At 49.6% G+C, this 17,286-nt stretch carries 10 protein-coding genes; 3 read left to right on the top strand and 7 right to left on the bottom strand.

Features of this window, described 5'->3' with window-relative positions:
• Positions 1-12 precede the first annotated feature (12 nt).
• Genes ACJD00_RS07150 through ACJD00_RS07140 form a run of 3 tightly spaced genes read right to left on the bottom strand, consistent with a single transcriptional unit; the run spans position 13 to position 2,854 of the window.
• On the bottom strand, positions 13-1,011 hold the full coding sequence (locus ACJD00_RS07150) for a polysaccharide pyruvyl transferase family protein (protein WP_418909113.1): 999 nt from the start codon (positions 1,009-1,011) through the stop codon (positions 13-15).
• A 17-nt stretch (positions 1,012-1,028) separates the two neighbouring features.
• The gene (locus ACJD00_RS07145; RefSeq protein WP_418909112.1) at positions 1,029-1,790 is read right to left on the bottom strand and encodes a hypothetical protein; all 762 of its coding nucleotides are present in this window, start codon (positions 1,788-1,790) and stop codon (positions 1,029-1,031) included.
• The gene (locus ACJD00_RS07140) at positions 1,787-2,854 is read right to left on the bottom strand and encodes a GSCFA domain-containing protein (protein WP_418909111.1); all 1,068 of its coding nucleotides are present in this window, start codon (positions 2,852-2,854) and stop codon (positions 1,787-1,789) included. Before ACJD00_RS07140 ends, ACJD00_RS07145 begins: the two co-directional genes overlap by 4 nt.
• A gap of 2,931 nt (positions 2,855-5,785) precedes the next feature.
• On the opposite strand from ACJD00_RS07140, the gene ACJD00_RS07135 reads away from it, so the two are divergent.
• From ACJD00_RS07135 to ACJD00_RS07125, 3 genes are all read left to right on the top strand, one after another.
• The gene (locus tag ACJD00_RS07135; RefSeq protein WP_418909110.1) at positions 5,786-7,042 is read left to right on the top strand and encodes a hypothetical protein; all 1,257 of its coding nucleotides are present in this window, start codon (positions 5,786-5,788) and stop codon (positions 7,040-7,042) included.
• A gap of 305 nt (positions 7,043-7,347) precedes the next feature.
• On the top strand, positions 7,348-8,949 hold the full coding sequence (istA, locus tag ACJD00_RS07130; RefSeq protein ID WP_418909319.1) for an IS21 family transposase: 1,602 nt from the start codon (positions 7,348-7,350) through the stop codon (positions 8,947-8,949).
• The gene (locus ACJD00_RS07125; protein ID WP_418909109.1) at positions 8,949-9,716 is read left to right on the top strand and encodes an ATP-binding protein; all 768 of its coding nucleotides are present in this window, start codon (positions 8,949-8,951) and stop codon (positions 9,714-9,716) included. Before istA ends, ACJD00_RS07125 begins: the two co-directional genes overlap by 1 nt.
• Before the next feature lie 780 nt (positions 9,717-10,496).
• Here the strand turns inward: ACJD00_RS07125 and ACJD00_RS07120 are convergent.
• From ACJD00_RS07120 to serA, 4 genes are all read right to left on the bottom strand, one after another.
• Positions 10,497-11,315 carry a hypothetical protein gene (locus ACJD00_RS07120; protein WP_418909108.1) on the bottom strand — a complete coding sequence of 273 codons (819 nt, stop codon included), beginning with the start codon at positions 11,313-11,315 and terminating at the stop codon, positions 10,497-10,499.
• Positions 11,316-11,379: 64 nt separating this feature from the next.
• Positions 11,380-13,557: a hypothetical protein gene (locus ACJD00_RS07115; protein WP_418909107.1), complete on the bottom strand. Its 2,178-nt coding sequence runs from the start codon at positions 13,555-13,557 to the stop codon at positions 11,380-11,382.
• 19 nt (positions 13,558-13,576) lie between these two features.
• Entirely contained in the window at positions 13,577-14,503 is a 927-nt protein-coding gene (locus ACJD00_RS07110; protein ID WP_418909106.1) for a hypothetical protein, read from the bottom strand.
• Positions 14,504-15,629: 1,126 nt separating this feature from the next.
• Positions 15,630-17,225 carry a phosphoglycerate dehydrogenase gene (gene serA / locus ACJD00_RS07105; protein WP_418909105.1) on the bottom strand — a complete coding sequence of 532 codons (1,596 nt, stop codon included), beginning with the start codon at positions 17,223-17,225 and terminating at the stop codon, positions 15,630-15,632.
• Positions 17,226-17,286 lie beyond the last annotated feature (61 nt).

The raw sequence follows: 17,286 nt of genomic DNA, 5'->3' as shown, positions 1-17,286 counted from the left end.
TTATGAACAGACTTAAAAACTTGACGGAAAATCCCGATTAACTGCACGGACGACAGAATGCACACCTTCAAAGGCTTCCAGACGCAAGGCTCTAATCGCGTCCTCCGAGATTGGCATTTTAGCCAGTCGAACTTTTTGAAGTAAATTTTCGTCTGTTGCGCTGGACAATAGTGGCGTACGCCCAAGTCGTCTGTATAGGTTTCGTGACTTCGAAGTCGAAGACAGCACTACGGAAGAGACACCATAGGTAGTCGCCACAACGGTGCCATGAAACTTATTAGATATTAGCAAGTCAAGGCCACCAATGGTCGAACTGATCTCATCGATACTTTCGCTTTCGAAAATGATCTGTCCATCCAAAGGAAAATCTCTGGCAACTTGAAGGTCACCCTCACGAGTACGACCTGTACCCATCACCACATTCAGAATGTCATATCCTTCTCTTTGAAGCTCCTTGCAAGCATTCAGCAGAACCGTCGGATCTGAACCTGCGCGATGGGTCCGCAATGATATTCCAACAGTTGGCTTATCGAATTTCCGCGCAGGAGGATACACGCCACTAAAAGCCAAGTCGGCATGGTGCTTAACTTCGACGTTGGGCGTCAGCTTTTTACGAATCCATTCCGCGCTCTCAACATCGCGGGCTGAAATGTACTTCACATTCTTGTGCTGAAAGAAAGTTCGCAATCGACTCATGACGTCTTCAGCCTCATGCTTTATCCATGTGGGAACGCCGACGCCGGATATATAGATCGGCCGTTGCAACCAAGCCTTGTTCCAGTACAATGGCGATATTTTATTTGGGATTACGAGATCCCCTCCACCAATAACTATCGCGTCAACTTCTTTGGATATATCAACAGCTGGTCGGGAAAAATACGGATACTCCAGTTTGTCGTGGAGCAGCCTTGTTTCGTGAACTTGCCCGAGAGAATTTTCCCAAATACGATGAAACAATTCATCGCCGTAGTTTCCCCAACCAAAAAATCCAACCAAACCAATTTTAGCCATTTTTAAATATTGCTCCTCTAATATAAAGCGTCAAGAACTTCTTGCAACATCAAATTTCCAAATTTCTTGTTCATGTGATAGAAGTCCCTTTTTTCAAAAAATCCTCTTGGGTCATCTATCCCTGGTTGACCCAGGCAGAGCGTGCTCTTCGTCCAAATTAATTCATCGATGGTTTCAAGCGGTTGACTCACGATGCGGATTCCCTCTGCACGGAATCGATCTTGCTGCTTCATGAAAACATCGTGCACGTACCGCGCAGGTTCGGCACCTCGAAACAAATGGAACGTTTCAAGCCTCTCCCCTGATTCTTCAGCCGCCCATTTGGCGGGCAAAGGTGCAGGAACGAGCGTTATTGGCTTATCAGTCACTGCCCTGAGTTCCGCCAGCAGTCGGGATGCCTGCGACTTCGCCAAGCAGTAGTTGTTGTAAGACTTCGCCACTTCCTTGGTCATGAGCTGACCACCAAGATAAGCCGGCAAGTCATCAGGCTGATATTCGCGCCATGATTCAACTATTGAAATCAACGAAAAACCGAAACCTACAATAACAAACTGATCATAATCTTCAGTGAAGATAGTTGACTTAGTCGCACTGTCGGCGTCGATTTTGACCATGTCTAAGATCGAGACCTTGTTCAAACCCACAACTTTGAGGCGCTGTGTCCCATAGGTTCTGGATATATAAAACTTGCGTTTGTCTGCATCATGCACCGCCTTGATATCTTGAGACGACACCGCGAGCGGCCCCAGATGCGAGTTACCGATAAAACAAATTCTCATTCCGCAAAAATCTCCAATAATGCATCATCGCAAAAAACTTGTTCACCCGAACTTTTGACATCGTGTCCGGGTGACAAGCCCAAGGCGATTGGCTTATGTTCGTCAAAGAAATAGCGCATAACAATATCGACCGCTTCTGGCCGAACGTTGCGGCCGGTCTCGTCGAAGGGTGAATGTTCTAGGTAACTTTGAGAGATAATTTCGTATGATGGGAAATAATCCACGTCAGCACAACGCCTGATTATCTCTCCAGCGGCAGCCCGCAGAACTGCTTTGGAATAAGTCGTCGCGGTCAGTACATGACTCGTAGTAGCGGTTGCTGCTAATGGAACGGGAGAAACAGTCAATACGAACTTTATTCGCGGATTAATTCTCCGAGCCAATATCCGAAACTCTAAGAAATCACGGACAACGTCTGTGTAGGTGAAATTGTAAAACTCGTACTTTTCCTCGTCATACGAGCCCGCTACTGTGCCAGGTGCGACTGGGTAGACAGTTCCGTCTGCTTTCGAAACCCACGCTTCAGTGAGCCCCATAGTGAATACAAATATATTTGCTTGCTTCAGCATGGACACTATTGCCCGGAGATGAGGCTCCCGGTGCTTCAGAACGAGCTCAGGAGTCTCGTGTCCACCCGGAAAAATAGTAGGCCGTAATGCATCAAAATAACGGCCGTCTCGTTCCCAGACTCGCTCTTGCGGCGTGCGCTCACCGATTGCCTCACGAACCAGTTGCATGAGCTGCCGGGTATAATAAATGTTCCCGTAACGAGCTGAGTAGATACTATACCCATATTCGGCCGCACCACTTGCAGTTAAGTTTGGCGGTGCTGGTTCGGCGTCGATCACCCGGTAGCCGTTTTTCCGCATGTGTCGAGCAATGTGTTGGGCAAAACAGCTTCCGGCGGTTGCTATGCGATCGTCTTGTTTTATCTCGAAGCGCTTTGTGTAGAGATCTGGAATAGAAAGCACCGAGGATGTGCGCATTCCCGTTTTCCAGTACGTGCGCCGCGGGTTCCCCCTGTACGGAGACTCCGGAACAAGCTGACCGTCTGCATTCTTCAATTCAGATACCCTAACGAAGCTATTCTTCGAACTTCCTCAGTCTAACCTGTATCCGGGTGGCACACTTTGTAAAGAAGCCGAAGTTTCCGAGAAGTTCTGAAGACCGTTGGTGGCAAAGCCTGAACTGGTACGTAACATATCTGTCGATTTGCTCAACGTCCACCTAACTTGAGCCCAGGTGCGTACTTAATCCCGCTTTTCGTATGTTGGGCAAGGTGGCACGGAAACAGGACTTTGGCTGTGAACGACTCATTGAGTACGGGCCCAAAAAGTTTCTCGCTTCACGCTAGGACATCGGAGCTTTCACTGTTGTCAGCTTCTTTTGCTTGGGTTGTCCCATCTCTGGCGCACATTGCACAGTCAGCGTGGCACCTACCTACCAGCGTGAGAAGGCATAGTCTGGTGATAAGCGACCAACATGCTTCCAGCCAATAGCTGACTAAATGATGGATAATCATCCGAATGAGAGTCCACGTATGCTATCGGAAACTGACGCCACAATGAACCAGGTCAAGCACTTCTTCTGAACATCCCATAAGCTCTCCCACCATGCATTCGTACTGAATCTCTTTAAGAGTTAAAACTTGACTTGCAGGACAACATAAATATTCGAGCGTGTATGGTCGTTTATCTGGCACATGCATAGCAATCGGTCGCATGTTCCTAGGCCGTGTTTTCGTAAGGTTCCGTGTACACAGATCTCAGCGTCGCGATTCCAAGCTCTAACGTGGTCTAGAAATACCGGCTGGTTTCGTCACTCAATAAATAGGCCTCGATGCCACTCTGTTGCAAGCGAAGTTAGGAAGGTCTCTCCCACTGGACACAAATGGACAATTGAGTTTCATCATCAGGCAGTCAAATCTACGTAATCGTGTCGGTGAAAACGCCTGCCCACTTACATTCTGTTTCGTTCGACCCGACCCTGAATCGCAAAGGTACCAATGCGTTCCCGCGAATACACCTAGCCTAGCCGAGGATATGCTCGCTAATGGCTAGGTCGTCTGCACACGCCCCTTGAACTGAGCCTACTGTGCCGCTCAGCGAGCATGCGCGGTGACCACACATCCATGGAAAAATCGAAGGATTGCCGAACCACATTCTGCGGGTCCCTCGATTCCTGCAGAAACCCGAGTCGCTAAGGAAACACGAAAAAGGCATAGTTAGGCGATGCAAGCAATGTTCCGGACCAGTTTCCTAACAGTTGATAATTAGTATTCGATGGTGGCACGACTATCAAAGAATCTACGTCGTCGTACAAGTTAAGTCCATACCATATTGTCTTCCTCGCGACATCAATATCCCCAGCTGCATCCCGTAGCCCCCTCATAGGTCGCCACCAAAACTTCGTAACCCAGTCCATAAAATATGATCAATTCGGCACAAACACTGTCGATCAAGTCAGCCATGTGCAACGAGCACCCCCAGGACAGTTCCCTCACTTCGAAGGGTCAAGTGGTGCTAACCCACCGGCCGATCTCAGCAAACAAGAGCATGAAGAGCGACTAGGAGTATAGAAGAAATATGTCTAGGGTTCGCTCCAAGATGAGACCGCACGGACAGCAATCGACTTATCCTGAAAACTAGAAATATAATCTAGTCTCAAGTCGAAAAGACATACGTTACAGTACATTTTAACTTGCCGCTGACAACTACTTCCTGCAGCACCGAAGAAATCAATGATCTGCAGCCTCACGTGGCGGGGCTTACCTCGATGGAATCTTGAACGATGCATCGAGCGCGCAGGTACATGCACCATAAGTCGCTTAGATTCTGCTTTTCTTGCGCCCAGAAATGCCACCACATAGCAAATATAGACCACGATACTTTCTAACACCGGGATGCTTCGGATGCCTTATAGTTCCATATTCTCGTTCAGCATTTTCGTCTGTTTAAGAACAGTAAACTGCGTACACCAAAGCAAACCTACCTCACTGTTGGGCACCCGAATATGTAGAAGCCATTTACCGCTCATGGGTACATTTCAAATCCTGAAAGATCCACGAGCTTAGTTACGAACACCATCTACGAACGTTCGTCTGCAACAGGTATCGAGATTTGGTGAGCGTGAAGTAGGCCCCGAGCCCTATTTCGCAACCTCGGGATGATCAATCCGTGTCTTCTAGTCCGCGTTATAGCGACTCTCTCGATCCTGGTCTCTAATTACCTGCGGAAATTTCAAATTAGTCGTTGGTTGACTATATCTATGCTGATAGAATTCTAGCTCTGGATGCAAGATTGCGCGTCAGCCTTATTCAGGACCAAGGGCGGCTGAAGTTCTCACAAGTAAACCTCGCTATAATCGTTAGAGATTACAGGAAAAGATAGTGCATTGCACTATATCCTTAGATTAATATGATCATCATGACACAAGCAAGGGGCCAATAAATGTCCAACTTTCTAATCGCTGTCGGCTCTAGAGATAGAATTGACCGACTCCAAACTGCACTGTTGGGTTCTACAGAAGCTCAAAACGATCACCGATCTGAACTGACGGTTCTCGATCTATGCAAGGAAAACCGGCTACTAATAGTCACTCGTGGGGCCATAGAGGAAGTCGACCTACGGAACCGAGTGTTCTTTCGTGGTTATGCCATACAAAATGACGTTAATAAACGTATTATTTTTAGCGGCACATCTAGCAATAATTCCGCGTATAGCAAACGCCGGTTGAGTCACGTATCGGAGGAAGGTTGTTACATCACTTGCTCGTGGAATATGAACGGAGACTCGCTGAGTCTGTCAAATGATCTCTTTGGCCTGTGTCCCATATTTCACAGCACTTCTAGTAACATCTCGTTGTTCTCAGATTCTATTTACGCCATTAGAGAGATGAGGAGAGCTTTAAACCTTCCAATCACTCCAAACCTAACGGCGATCACAGCCCGTGCATGGACAAATGCAATGGCTGGCCAAATGCTCAGTAGTAATTCAATGATTGAACAAATAAAAATGCTGCCAATCGGGGCGAATGTTCGCATTGACCTCAAGACTTCGATGCGGGTTGAGATGGTTCGTAGTGATTTGAAGGACCTTTTCAAAACGAGAAACGCTGGAGACTACCGAGTTGCACTCCGTGAACACACTATTGACTACGTAAGCTTATTGGCGACACTTGCCAAACTTGGACCCGGGCGAGTGAATCTAGGGGTCAGTGGCGGCTTAGACTCAAGGGTCAATATAGCGGCAATGACGTTGTCTAGCGAACTTCGCTCGCTAGCGAAGCTAACTTGTCAGCACTCCGCACCTCAACATCAGAAAGACTTCGAAGTAGTAGCTGATATTTCTGAGCAGTTTGGATTGCCTTTGAACGAGGACATTCCGAATGCTGCTACTCGCAGGATTGAACGGGTTAGAAATCCGCTAGCACTTTGGTACCTGTCCAATTCTGGTCTATATGACTTTTTAGTAATGCCAAATCGGATAGTGACGCAGCATCCAACGTTTAATATTGGCGGGCATGGGGCCGAGTTGGTCAAAGGACAATATGGTTGGCGCTCCATGCAACAGATTTATAGGACAATCAAAGATAAAGCGATTGCTGACGCTTTCTATGTGGAGACTGAGCAGGCTCTACTGGATATGTCGGTTGAGTTTGACGATCCGATTGCTTCAGAATGGCATTACACAGGGTACAGAAACGCTATTCACAGCGGTCGCTTTGTAACCACCTCAATGGTGGGCGTCCGCCCGTTCATGAATCGCGAGCTCGTTGGTTTGGCCCGAACGAGCTCTTGGAAGGAAACCGTCAAGGCAGGAAAATCTCTGACCGTCATACACGACATGATTACACTGATGAATCCTGAATTAGCCTCTTTTCGATATGATGACGAGAGAAAGAACATTACGACTTCAGAGGTCGAAGAGCGGCTTACATTGCTCGGTGGACCTTTGGAACCATCCGAAATTTATCATTATGAAATTGACGGAGAAGCCGATGAAGTTAAAAACGGCCCATCAAATCTGTTACTTGCCTTAGCTAGTACTCGTGGGCATGCAACTTCGGCTGATCGTGAATCCCTCCGGGAACTTTCGATGCAGGGAGCAAAGATTGCCACTTCAATCGGCTTCGAGCACCTGAGCAAACCTACTTTGGAAGAAGCCTTGGCCAAGCTTGAGGACATAAACTTGCCTTTGCATTTTGCGCGCGGCTCTATCGGTAAATTACTGAGCTTTCATTTGCTGGACTAGCCCTGTGCTGTCGCTTTACGCTCCGTCGTTGTCTCGAGCGAGGATTCAACGGCCCCGTGTCCCTTGACCATCTAACTTCGTGCTGGCCAAAGAGGAGGCAGCACGTATCAATGTTGAGACTACAGTTGCCTCATCGACTGCAGAATAGCGCGTGTGGGTACTTCTGTTCTTGCAAGATGGTACTTCTGTTCTGTCTAGTCGGTACTCATGGTCACCAACCGCTGATTTTCTAGTCATGGATATTCCCCGATGTGAACCACACAGGGTTCCAGAGAGTATCCCTGACCCAAGGAGAATCCTTGAAAATGGATTATCGGCGCATCATGCAGATGCTCTTCGATGGATACACCTACGCAGAAATCACGGCCGCGGTGAACTGTTCTCGAAGAGACATTTCAGCAGCCAAGAAAGCCATCGACACCCACCAGATCACCGCGCAGAACCTCGCTGACATCACCCACGCCAGGTTGGCGGAGATCTTCCCGGACCGGCGCAAAGTGATCAGTTCAAACTATTCGGAGCCGGACTTTGTCCTGGTTGCCGAGCAGTTGCAACGCAATCGGTTCTTCACGTTGCAGCAAGCTTGGGTGAAATACACGGATCTGGGTGATGGGCTGAGGAAATACAGCTATTCCCAGTTCTGTTCAAAGTTCCACCAGCACGCGCGGACCCATGATCTGGTGGCGACGCTGCAGCATGCGCCGGGCAAGGCCATGTTCGTCGACTGGGCTGGTCCGACCTTGACGGTGGTTGACGCGGTGACTGGCGAGCAGTTCAAAGCGTTCTTCTTCGTCGCCTCGTTGCCATTCTCGTCCATGGTGTTCGCCAAGGCATTTGCGAACATGAGGCAGGATGCGTGGAATCAAGCGCATGCTGACGCGTTGGAGTTCTTCGGCGGCGTTCCGCAGATGATCGTTCCAGATAATGCGAAGACCGCAACCCATTTCCGGCAGGACCGACGCACCGGAGCCAAGGGCGGTGCCCGTGAAGTGGTGATCACCAAGTCCTACGCAGCGTTGGCTGAGCACTACGGGACAGCGATCGTGCCGGCACGGCCGGGCAAGCCCCGTGACAAGGCGCATGTTGAGCGGATGGTGCAGGTTATCGAAACAATGGTCCTGGGGTATCTGGCCGATGCGGACTTCGAGAGCTTCGAGCAGCTCAACGAGGCAGTGCAAGGCAGGCTGGAGTATGTGAATTCCAAGGTGCACCGGACCAACGGAACAAGTCGTGCCGAGCTGTTTGCCACGGCAGAGAAGTCCTTACTCAGGCCCTTGCCGTCCCACCGGTTCGAGCAGGTTGAATACAAGCAGTTGAAGGTGGGCCCGAACTATCACGTGCAGTGCGACTATCAGTACTACTCGGTGCCCTATCAGCTGGTCGGGCGTACGTTAAGCACACGGCTGACACAAACTAGGGTGACGGTGATCGACGGGACGCTCGTGGTGGCCGAGCATCCGCGGCTGGCCGGGCGCCGTGGCCAGCATTCCACGCTGGAAGCTCATATTCCGCCGCAGCATAAGGATGTTTCCGGTCTTTGGAGCCGGGAATGGTTCATCGCTCATGCCCAGTCTTTCGGCCCTGCAACCGTTGATGTCATCACGGCCGTGTTGGATCGTGCCGATGTTGAAGCGCAAGCATTTGTCGAGTGCCGCAATATCGTCAAGGGGCTGGGGGTCAAGCACCGCAGCCTGCTGGAGCCAGCCTGCAAGTATCTGATGGAGCGCGGTGGATATTCCTCATACAGCGGGCTGAAGCGGATCATCGCAACGATGGCTCAAGAAGAGAAACAGCGGGGGCCTGTGGTGCCGGTTCCGGAAGCAGCCAAGGACTTGTCTGCGGAATCTGAACGACTACGCGAATTCGTCAGGGCACCCGGCTACTACTCGATGGGCGGTGGCCAGTAATGCTCAGCGACGCGGACCAGAAGAAGATCAAGGACTTGCGGCTGACGGCCTTCGCTCAGAAGTTCTTCGAGCTGACCGGCGAACAAGCCAACGAGCGGCTGACCCCGGAAGAGGTGTTCATGCAGGCTGTTGAGCATGCGGTCGATTCCCGCAGGGGCCGGCGGATCGACAAGTTGATTTCGCAGGCCAGATTCCCGTTGCCGACCGCGTCGATTGCCCAGATCCATTATCTTCCCGGCAGGAAGATCGACGAGGCTAGGATGCGCCGGTACCTGAGTCATGAATGCCGGGCAGACCCGAAGAACCTGCTCATCATTTCACCGACAGGCGGTGGCAAAACGTACTTGGCGTGCGCGATCGGGGTGGCAGCCTGCCATACCGAGCACACGGTGTTTTATCGTCGGATGGACGACTTGGTCAGGGACTTCCGACTTGCGCGGGAAGATACCCGTGATTACCAACGGTTGCTGACCAAGCTGCGTACTGTTGACGTATTGATCATTGACGATTTCATGACCGTGGGCATTGACCAGCAAGGAGCCAGTGAACTGTTTGCCGTGCTTTCTGATCGCGAGTACACGTTGCCGACGATTATCGCTTCGCAGACTGATCCGGAGTACTGGGCTTCGGTAATCCCGGACAGGATTGCTGGGGATTCGATCGTGAATCGGTTGGCCACGAATACCAGGTGGTTGCCTCTCGGAGCGTTGGACATGCGAAAGCAGCTTGGAGATCAGGCCCGAAAATCCAAGGATTTCTGGGAATAGGTTTCGACGCCCTGAACATTCCTAGGACCTTGATGATCCCCGGGGCCTGATGACTCAATAATATCGTTCTGGGCTCGCTGCGTGCCGGGCCCAGAACGATGCCAACGCGAGTAGTGCGGTACCACTAAGCCAGAATCGCGGTACCCGGTGGGTGGAGCCGAGCCGTACCAAGTCGCCAGAACGGGCGTACCATTTCACCCTATTCGGCATCGACAAGACGAGTCTGATCGTCGTCTGCCGATCATTGATGTGCCGTACTTATACCGATGACTAAGGGTGGTCTATAAATTTGTGGGCTCCCGCGCCGAGACACGGATTGCGAACAGCCAGGGCATTCACAAAATACTCTCCCACACCATCGCTGAGTACGGGGCGCTCTGGAAATGCTTAACGTTTCTTCCAACGCGTACAAACGCTTCGAAACGGTGTCGGAGTCGTGGAAGGGCTCCTTGGTTCCAAATGACACGTGGCCCCACTGGCATTCCGGACACGTCCATGAACCAGAGAAAGAACCAGCGTTTGTGTCAGACGTTGTTATGCTTTTCGCAAGCCAACAAACTCAAGGACCTGGCCGAGTCCCGACTGCTGATTCAGCGATATCACAAACATATGGCAGGTCGGCGGTATTCTATTAGGTGACCGTCGCGTACATCGTGCTCTCCATTTTGAGCGTTCCCAAAATGGCGAGGTTGATCCCCGTGCCGTTCATGTCAACGTTCCAGTAAAAAGGACATCGTTTCATACTCGATCCTTGGCTTTTAACTCAGCAGCGGATGCGAATCACTGGCGAGCCTCTTTAACAGATTCCCTCAAGGCATTCATGTAGACTTCCTCGGGCGGAACAACGTGACCTTGCCCCCAATTACCGGTAATAAACTCTACCTTGTCATCTCCACAAACTGCCTTCTTGAAATGGTCAAAATGACCAAGCCTATAATTGCGGTCCTCAAGGTTTTGGATGTATCTTACTCGACCATGCTCAAGCTCGTGATAAGCCTTCGCAAGGTTGTACGGAATCTGAGCCAACAGATCCATTCGGTCAACGCTTGGGAAGGCACGTGCGGAGTATTCTGGGAACCGCTTAGGCATATTTAAAAGATTGATTCTCGGATTCATTACAACAGTTTGCGCCTCAGGGTAAAGCATGGCATAGCGCAATGCAGCAAAACCCCCAGCTGACGAACCAAAAAAACATAAATTATGCGGGCCTTTATGCATCAGAAGTTTGTCGATAGTAGAGGGCACCAACACCCTCGATTCAACATTCTCTACTCCAAGATGCCAAAAAGTTGGGAGATTTACGTCACCACCGTAAGCTGGATCTGAAAACCCTAGATAGTTAAGCCCAAGATTCTCCGCTATTGGAGCAGCAGAAAAGATTGGATACGTTTCAAACATAGGAGGAATAGCGGCACTAAAGGATATCAGCGTTGTATCTGCACCGCGGTCAATGAAACGAAAATCAAACCATGTTCCAGAGCATAACGTGGAGCTTAACCCTTCGTTTAGTGTCGATTCATACAACTCGTTCTCACTCTGATAAACGTTATGGCCGTCTTCTGTATATTTAGCGAGGTCACGTCGTCTAGTAATATTCAAAAAATTTCCTATGGTATGAATCAAGAGGCGAAAAGTAGAAGTAAGAAATCAAGTTCAGTTGGTTCTAATTGGAAATAAAGTGCTTACTTTTACCAATATGAATCAGCTTTCCCTGAATGTCGCGCACGAAAAACTCTATGTAATAATTTCCTTCATGCGAAGGAAGGGTAAAACTTCTGTAGTTGGAGGGGTCATACCAGCTCGTCTCCGTCCGCTTTCCATCGAGATAAAGATAGAATGCATACTCAGCGTTGGGAACGACCTTTTCGCCGGAAACAACAGTGGCATGTACGTTTCTATCGATAACACGGACGACAAGCTCATACGAGGGCAATGGAATATCATGGTAACCATCTACTGGTAAGCTTGGAACCGTTCGTTTAAGCAAACTTGACTCATATTCCACTTTGCCTGCAGCACGCGACAAATAGTGATTTGCAAAACGTATACCCTGTTGGGGAAAGAAAACGTCCATGACGGAAGCAACTTTCGCAACTGTTATACCCGCATCGAGCCTTCCCTGTTGAACCCGTACCAATACTTCCTGATTAAATCGAGAGATCTGAGATTTCATAGAGTTCGGTACAAGTTCTTCGAGTAACCCTAATGCCCTGCGGAGATACGAGGTCATGACTTGAGCAAGATCCGAGGTTGGTCGAGCAGCAGAACGAGCCCGCGTTCGCGGTAGCAAAACACTGGCAGGTTTAGTCGAAACACTTTCCAGTTCACGTATCCAGACCGATCGTGAGAAGTCGACTTCCCTAATGAGGTTTTCGTTCAGCCTCTTAGACCATTTATCATTCTCAAACGGATACGACAGAAGATTACTATCGGTCAGGTTGAAAATATCTTTGACGATTCGGCCATTAATCCGAAAGTCGAAATCCGCCGATTGTGCTGCTTTGAGAAAGAAGGCGTTCGAGAGCAAATGTAGAATAGTATCATTTGTGGATATTGTCTGGCGTTGGTGACCAAAGTGCCCCCTATATCGGAAGCTGAAATAATTGTTGTATAGACGTTCAAGAAAAGTACTTCCTTCTAGGATCCGGAAGTTCTCTTTCAGAGCCTCAGCAGCCTTCTGTCGCTCGTCGCCAACCAAGAAAGACGACATCAAAGTACGGCTAGCAAACCAATCTGCCTGGCCATCGACACCCGTGTTGTGCCTACCCCCTGCGGCACTCTCTTGATAGGCCTCTGCCAGTTTTTCAAGCGTAGCGTCGACGCGTAGGATCTCGCCTCCTCCACCTCTAACAGTTGTAACAGGGCTATCAAATAGGCTGTGGGTAGTCGCCGGCCGAAATGTAAATGCCAGATTGGACCGATAGCTCTGAAAAGCAGTAAGCGACTCCATGAAGCTCAGTTCGATGACCTGTCGCCCAGGACGACTCCACCACTTAAGGTCATAATCGTTACGAATTCGGTTGGAAATTGCGAGATCTTTCTCAATTGTCGACAGACCTGCCGGGCTCTTCCATGTACGTGGGTCAATAGTGCTCACGTTGTAGCTGGGAAGTTGGCCTGAGGACGTCAACAACCCAAAGCAAAGCCTTGAATCAACCCCTCCGGTCAGCGTTATTCGACGGCTCTGTTCAGGTGAAAATCTCGAATGGGTTTTTAAAGCGTCGGATATATAATTTACCCCTTGGCTAAGAAGGTCTTCATAAGTTGAGTCATGCCTGGCCTTGCTTACTAGCCCTCTATCAAAGAATTCGATGCGATTTGCGTCTATATATATAGCTTTTCCTTGCGGTGCCAACCTTACTCCAGAAGCCATCGTATGATCAGAATGTATATTCTGGAATGTGGGATGGTCGCTAGACAAAGTCAGTATGTAGTTGTCTAGGTCAATATCTGCAGCAATTTGAAGCGAATCTAGTCCAGCTATTATTCCATGAAAAGAAGATGAGACTATTAGGCATTCTCCATCTATCAACTTATAAAATACCGGGCTGTAGCCGAATGAGTCTGAGAAAGCTAGGTAGGACTGGGGATCGTCTGAAGCGTGCTCTGCAACCACTAACCACTCACCTAGGCTGTCAGCGATGTCCAAACTCGTCAGGTCATAGTCCGAGTTCAAGTAATCTTCCTGAGACAGGAACATAGAATCAGATAGCGCATAACCGTCAAGCGATTTCAGGCGGTACTCGTGCGCATTTATTTCACATTCTTTTGAAAAGTCTATGGACTTGGCGTTGGTATAAAAAACGCTGTAACTAGGAGCGTTATAGATGCTGTGCGACAACCGTAATTCACCTCAATAATTAGGTATTGCTTGCATTTAGGTCAATTCGGTTGACTTGTACCCCTGGATTGACAAGGCTGTCGACCACTCTTTTGATGATCTCAGCCGAAGGGGGGTTATGTCCACTTGCCAGATCGTGGACATATACTAAATGGTTCTCGTCCAGGTAATTTTCACCATTTGACAGCTCTTTATTACAAGAACTTATCCACAGTGGAAGAAGGTGCTTGTCTTTGTGCCAATCTGTCGTGTTTTGTAGATACACGAGTCTGCGCGGCGCCCGAAGTGTGTCAGCGTCTAAAACGGACGACTGGATCCACTTCCCGGTTCGTATTTTGCAGAACTGCTTCCAGTCGTCGCGGGCCAACGACGAATGTGCGAAATTGAACTGACTACGTAGGTAGAGTTTAACGTGTCTTTCAGAATACTCGTAAATGTCGGTCTGGGGATTCCATACGAAGACAGAACAATTGTCCTTGAAGGTTCTAGACAATTGAAGCGCAGCGAAACCACCTCCAGAGCCCCCGATAAATAGCAATTCCGCCTCTAAAGTTTCGGAAATGACCTCTAAGAGCTCAATGATACTGTCGGTTACGCGATTCGATAGCCCGCCCGCGTACCAAGCTAAATTTAGCTCTGCATCTGTGTCTACACTAGGATCAGAAATCGATATCATCGGGATTTCCAGCTCATTTGTAATTCCCAGACCTGTAAAGAAAGGCCCCTGCTTTTTCTGACGATCTGAAATCGCTCCAGTTAGAAACACTGGAAGTACTCTGCCCCTTGCGCTAAGTACGTGTTTGTTACATATGAAATCGACAGACAGTGAGCCATCTTGGAACGTAACAGTATGAACCCCAGGAAAAAGTCCACCGTATTCTTTGAAATGATCTATATCATCCCAAGAGTAGTGAATATTCTTCCATTGCTTATAGTTCTTTTCCACGACTTGGATCCCTTTGACCATTTTCGTTGCACAGGTCGTCCGTTTCAGCTTGGAGCCTCGTTGCTAGGTGCTGAAACAAGGTCCCTCTTCTTGGCTTAGATCCAATACGCTGAGCTCCGTGATTAGACGAGACTGCTTTTGTGTTCATGTTTTCCGCCATGATATCAATATATTTGGGTTCTAGTCCATCCGGGCACACCATTTGCCTGTCTACTTCAAATTGGACATCGTAGGCTGAGCGTTCATGAGTGATTGGAATTGTACTAGACTCTGTGTCGATCCAGTTTATTCTTTCCGACTTCACGGAATGACTTCTCTAACGTGCGAAGTGAAATGTTGAATGCTATGTTACTTCAGCAATTAATGTATTAGTGGGGCGGCTCAAAAGGCAATAAGGATCGAGTCTGCATCGATGAAGGTATCAAGAAAATTTTACGACATCGTTTTGTAAATTACCCGTGGGGGCTTGCGCTAGATGCTTATAGTTTCACGTGTAGGGCCAACGGAAGCCGTTTACCCTACGAAGTTTTCCACCAAATTAAGGACTTGTGGTCCTAGGTTCGAATGCCTTACGCAGTTAAATTGCAAAGAAAATTCGCTTCTGATCTGCGAACCTCTATCAGCTGATAACTTTCTGTCCGACGAAGCTAGATCTGTCGAGCCCATCTTGCATCAATCCATTAAGGCTATTTGCTCAGAATGCCTTATCTACTGGTGTTCATTTCACGTAGATCTATCGGAATCAACAGTCATCACGACGCTCGGTTTTGATCGAGATAAAGATTCAATGAATTTACATTGAGCAAAGAGTCCAAAGCTTTGACATTGCTCGATGTTATCTTTCCGTCTGATCAGAAGGAAGAACGTTCGGGAAATTTTTTCGAATGTTTAATTCCGAATATGTCGCATGGATTCTTCGAATTTGGCTTGGTCGGTTAATATTTTACCTACTACTGGCTGTGCAGCCTCTGTGAGTCAGAAGCAGATGTCTGTGGGTTTATTAGACGCTCCTTAACTGGTCAGCATTACACCTCCGGTCAGGATAACCTTGAACGCTTTGTGTCACCGGTTGCCGTAGATGAATTGATATTCATACAACGATGACACAAAGCGAATCAAGACTAACCTACTCAGCCAAATTCACTTCGCGAGCCAAGCTCGCACCGATCGCGGCACCCACAACGTCTAACACGCCGTGCGGCAGCGCGCTATCGATGCTGATGACTGCCAGTGCCTCGGACTTCTTCTCGTCCCGCGACACCTGCATACCTGCGATATTCACGCCCTGCTCCCCCAGGACGTTTCCTAGGCTACCGACCACGCCTGGTCGATCTGAGTAACGCACGATAATCATGTGGTCAGTAATCGGAATTTCGATCTCATGCCCGTTCACGCCGACCAGTTTTTCGATCTGCTTAGGACCGGTCAGTGTGCCTGAAACTGCCAGCTGGGTACCCTCGTTGGTGGAGCCCTTGATGGTGAGCTGGTTACGGTATTCCGGCGAGTCAGAAGTCGTCACCAGTCGAGTAGCAACGCCACGCTGCTCCGCTAGCACTGGCGCGTTGACGTAGGAAACCTGGTCGGATACTACGTCCATGAAGGCACCCTTCAGGGCAGAGAGTTCCAGTGCCTTGACGTCGAGTTCCGCAATTTCGCCGGCAACGACTACGTCGATGCTGGTAAGCGAGCCGGTAGACAGTGCGTTGAAGATTCGTCCCAGCTTCTCGATGAGCGGGATGCCGGGGCGAACGTTCTCGTCGATGACGCCACCAGCCACGTTTACCGCATCGGGAACGAGTTCACCAGCCAGTGCCAAACGTACAGATTTTGCAACCGATACGCCGGCCTTCTCCTGTGCTTCTTCAGTCGAAGCACCGAGGTGCGGGGTTACGGTGACATTCTCGAATTCGAAGAACGGTAGGTCCGTGCTCGGTTCCTTCACGAATACGTCGATGCCAGCTCCGGCAATCTCTTCGTTCTTCAGTGCCTCGTACAGTGCATCTTCGTCGACCAGACCACCGCGGGCGACGTTGATGACGAAGGCGCTCTTCTTCATCTTGGTGAAAGCGTCCTTGCCGAGCATGCCAATAGTCTCAGGGGTCTTTGGCATGTGGATGGAAATAAAGTCGGCTTGCTCGAGGAGTTCGTCAAGAGTCACTAGGGTGACACCCAGCTGGGCGGCACGTGCCGGAGTCACGTAAGGGTCATAGGCGATAATATCCATGCCGAAGCCCTGAAGTCGGGCAGCGACAAGGGCACCAATGCGGCCAAGGCCGATGATGCCGGCCTTCTTTTCGTATAGCTCTACACCAGTAAATGCACTACGCTTCCAGGCGCCGCCCTTGAGCGATTCGTTGGCGGCCGGGATCCGGCGTGCCAGTGAGAGCACGTGGCCGACGGTAAGCTCGGCCGCCGAAATGATGTTCGAGGTCGGCGCGTTCACAACCATGACACCGGCCTGGGTGGCTGCCTTGATATCGACGTTGTCCAGACCAACGCCGGCGCGGGCAATCACTTTGAGGTTTTTAGCGGCTGCAATGGCTTCGGCATCCACCTGGGTGGCCGAGCGCACCAGAATGGCATCTACATCGGCAATGGCGGACAGTAGTTGCTCTCGGTCGGCACCGTTGGATTCACGGATTTCGAAATCGGGTCCCAGCGCGGCGATAGTTGCCGGCGAAAGCTGTTCGGCCAGAAGAACGATTGGCTTGTTATCAGACACGAGTGAGGCACCTTTTCAGTGAGAGAGGTCAACGTGGTTGAGCCACTTGTGTTGTGGCTTC

This window comes from Glutamicibacter endophyticus (genome assembly GCF_048457885.1).
Classification (GTDB): domain Bacteria; phylum Actinomycetota; class Actinomycetes; order Actinomycetales; family Micrococcaceae; genus Glutamicibacter; species Glutamicibacter endophyticus.
The sequence above is the reverse complement of the archived record's forward strand: the minus strand, read 5'-3'. Positions and strand labels throughout refer to the sequence as shown.